The 3548-nt window shown below is 38.2% G+C and carries 4 protein-coding genes; all 4 read right to left on the bottom strand.

What is annotated here, in order from left to right; translation table 11 throughout:
- Positions 1–97: 97 nt before the first annotated feature.
- On the bottom strand, positions 98–1003 hold the full coding sequence (gene rfbD / locus G322_RS0118085; protein ID WP_022943094.1) for a dTDP-4-dehydrorhamnose reductase: 906 nt from the start codon (positions 1001–1003) through the stop codon (positions 98–100).
- 174 nt (positions 1004–1177) lie between these two features.
- Positions 1178–2131: a glycosyltransferase family 2 protein gene (locus tag G322_RS0118090; protein ID WP_051143799.1), complete on the bottom strand. Its 954-nt coding sequence runs from the start codon at positions 2129–2131 to the stop codon at positions 1178–1180.
- Between the two features lie 2 nt (positions 2132–2133).
- Positions 2134–2922, bottom strand: a complete 789-nt coding sequence (locus G322_RS0118095) for a glycosyltransferase family 2 protein (RefSeq protein WP_022943096.1) — start codon at positions 2920–2922, stop codon at positions 2134–2136.
- Positions 2923–2945: 23 nt separating this feature from the next.
- A complete protein-coding gene (gene rfbC / locus G322_RS0118100; RefSeq protein WP_022943097.1) occupies positions 2946–3494 on the bottom strand; it encodes a dTDP-4-dehydrorhamnose 3,5-epimerase in 549 nt (182 codons plus the stop codon).
- Positions 3495–3548: the final 54 nt, after the last annotated feature.

Below are 3548 nucleotides of genomic sequence, written 5' to 3' on the forward strand. Positions count from 1 at the left end.
ACCTAAACGCTTTTTGCCTTTTTCTTGGCTTTTCTTCGTGTTCTCTGCGCCGCGCGGCGGCTTCGTGGTTATGCTGTTTTTTATTTACTTGTTGTTTTTAACTTGCTTCATGCTGCTTTAGTTCATCCATCATTGCTGATAGTTGCTTGCGCCAGTGTATTGTTTCTACACCACTTGCTTGTTCGGCGGTTGCTTTATCGATGACGCTAAAGCTTGGACGGGCAGCGGGTGTTGGGTAACTGCTTGCCGGAATGGGACGAACTGGGATTGATTTATCTAACATGCCCTTTTCAATAGCGAGCTCTTGAATAGCAATCGCAAAGTCGTACCAAGAGCAAACACCCGCGTCTGTCCAATGTAAAATACGGCTGTCAGCTGTCAGCTGTCGGCTTTCAGAAATAAACTCTTGCTCTGCAAGAGCCCATATCATTTTAGCGAGACCTTTTGCCCAGGTTGGGGTGCCTACTTGGTCGTAAACGATACCGAGTTGTTCTTTTTCTGCCATTAAACGTAACATGGTTTTGACGAAGTTATTGCCGTTAGCTGAATATACCCATGCGGTGCGAATTATTGTTGCATCGCTACCGAGAATATCATTTACCTTAATATCACCCGCTAACTTAGATGCACCATATACGTTGATGGGGTTGGGTTTATCATCGGTTTGGTAAGGGGTGGTTTTTGTGCCGTCAAATACAAAATCAGTAGAAACATGAATCAGTTTTACGTTTAACTTTTTACAGGCTAACGCTAAATATTCACTGCCTAACTCATTAACTGCGTATGCAGTCTCTTTGTCTTTTTCAGCTTTATCAACTGCGGTGTAAGCAGCTGCATTAATCACCATATCTGGGGCATGTTTTGTAAAAACATCATTCACTTGCTGCTGATCGCTGATATCTAACTCTTCAATGCCAAGGCTTATCAGTTCAATATTATCTGCTTTTGTTTGCTCAAGTTCCCAAGCAAGTTGGCCTCCACGGCCGGTTACTAATACTTTCATTTTATTTTAGCCTTTTATTGGATAATTCTGCTCACTAAGGAATCGTTACACAATACCTTCGCCAATTTTGATTTGAACCAAAAATAGCATTTTTAGTACCATACAAATCAATCACTTACTTACTTACATCCGCGCAACTCTAAAAACGAGATATTTTTCATTTTGACTAATAACTCAGTTTTTCTTTTGTTTCATTTTTAGTAATACAATCAACAGCGCTATTCTACCAATAAAGTGACTTCTTTGAACTCTTTTATTGATGATTTCTTTGATTTTTTGACTTTTGGTTAAGCTTTGAATATTAACAAGCGTCGTCACTATTTTACTGCTTGGTAATTTGTTGTTTTTTTCAAACTGTGCGAAGGCTTTAGCTTGTTCTACTGTTTGCAAGAAGCTATTTTCGAACTGATTAAGATGTTTGTTGAACTGGGTAAATAAATTCAGCTTACTGCGATAGTTTGCGCCGATGCTGTTATTGTTATGCTGGCGGTATTTGATTAATGGTTTATCAATTAGCTCCAGTTTACCACATCGGTGAGCCACTAATGCTAGCCACCAGTCATGCATATAAGCTTGTTGTGGAATTGGCATCGCTTTATCCACTAACGCGCGGTTACATAACATGGTGCAACCTGAGGCTACATTTTGCTGACAAAGGTTAGCAAACTTTACATGCCAGTTTTTAGGGATATTTTTAAGCTTAAAATAGCTTGGACAAATCGTTTGTAACTTTTCATCGACTATCTGTTTGTCGGTAAAGACCAACAGTGGCATGCTGCCATTTTGTTTTTCCAACGTTTGAATTTTATCTAGCGACTGTTGAATTTTTTCAGGTAACCACAGATCATCTTGGTCACATAACATAATATAAGGTGCGGTTGTGAGGCTTAAACCAAACGTAAAATTATTACTTGCGCCATGTAAACCTGAGTCATTGATAACCCAAGATATTTTTTTATCTGCAAGGCTAAACCGCTTAACAATTGATTCCGTTGCATCTGTGGAGCCATCATCAACGACGATAATTCTATTAACCCATTCATCATAACCATTGCTATGTTGAAGAGACTCAATTTGCTCTGCGAGAAAAGCTTCGCCATTATAAGTAGCAAGTACGATATCTATCATATTTATAACTCGGCTAAGCAAGATTTTAATGCGTGTATCTTCTTTGTAACGAGTGAATATCTAACTACACTTTTTACATGCCAATAAAAGTATTTACTTAAAAAACGTTTACTATCACGGCGTCTATAATGCACAAGTTTTACATTTTCTAAATAAGCGGTTTGCAAGCCTGCAAGTTTCGCCCTGTAACCAAAATCAATATCTTCACAGTACATGTAATAAGATTCATCTAACCCATGCAGTTGCTGATAAATATCAGATTTTACCAACAGACATGAACAGCTCACCCAGTGAGCCTCTGTTAAGTTGAATTGATGATCACGCTTTACCATGGTTGCCCTGTCTTGCAATAGATATGTTTTTACGAAGTTTAAAAACGTGGGATAGGTGCGTATATTGTCATCGTGGACCATGTATTCACGATCTAAATATAAATTACAGGTTGCCAGCGTAGGTTGTTTGTCGCCTATCTCTGCAAGAAAAATATCTATCGTTTCATCACTCATAAATATGTCAGGGTTTAACAATAAGAAATAATCACCTTCCCGCATGCCTAACTCTTTTTGAAAAAACAAAAAATTTGCATTGTTATTAGTAGAAAATCCCACCTCTTGTTGATTACCAATATATTTTACATCATACTTTTCACAGTATATTTTTAGCTTACTAATGGGTTTATTGTCTCGACAGATCACCTCTATATTCGCATGCACTGCAAGCCTCTTTATTGTACCGAGGTTAATAACAATATCATGATCTAAATGTGAGACAACCGAGACAAATATTTTCATAGTAATTTATTCATATTTTAAGGCTATTTAAACGTTGGTGCTTTTGAAAACAGCAGTCCAGACTCATCTTTTGCTGACAAGTTAGGTTTTATGCCCTCTTTAAGTGGCCAGTCGATGCTGAGTGTAGGATCATCCCATTTGATTGATATTTCTGTAGTGGGGTTATAAACATCAGTACATTTATACACAAACTCAGCTTCATCACTGGTGACATAAAAACCGTGCGCAAAACCTTCTGGCACCCATAATTGACGCTTGTTTTCAGCAGAAAGTAATACGCCAACCCATTGGCCAAACGTTGGTGAGCTTGCACGCATATCGACTGCAACATCGAATACTTCACCTTTGGTGACACGTACTAACTTCCCTTGGATGTTTTCTGTTTGGTAATGCAAACCACGTAATATGCCATGGCTTGATTTACTGTGGTTTTCTTGTACAAACTCATGTACGCCACAATGCTCATTAAATAGTGTCGTGCGGAATGTTTCCATAAAAAAGCCACGTTCATCACCAAATACTTGTGGCTCTATAATTTTCACATCGGGGATGCTTGTTTCAATAAATTTCATCGTTTAAATATGCTCATGTTTAAGGTACAAGGTTCAAAGTACAAGGTACAAGGT

The sequence above is a fragment of the Psychromonas hadalis ATCC BAA-638 genome (assembly GCF_000420245.1).
GTDB lineage: Bacteria > Pseudomonadota > Gammaproteobacteria > Enterobacterales > Psychromonadaceae > Psychromonas > Psychromonas hadalis.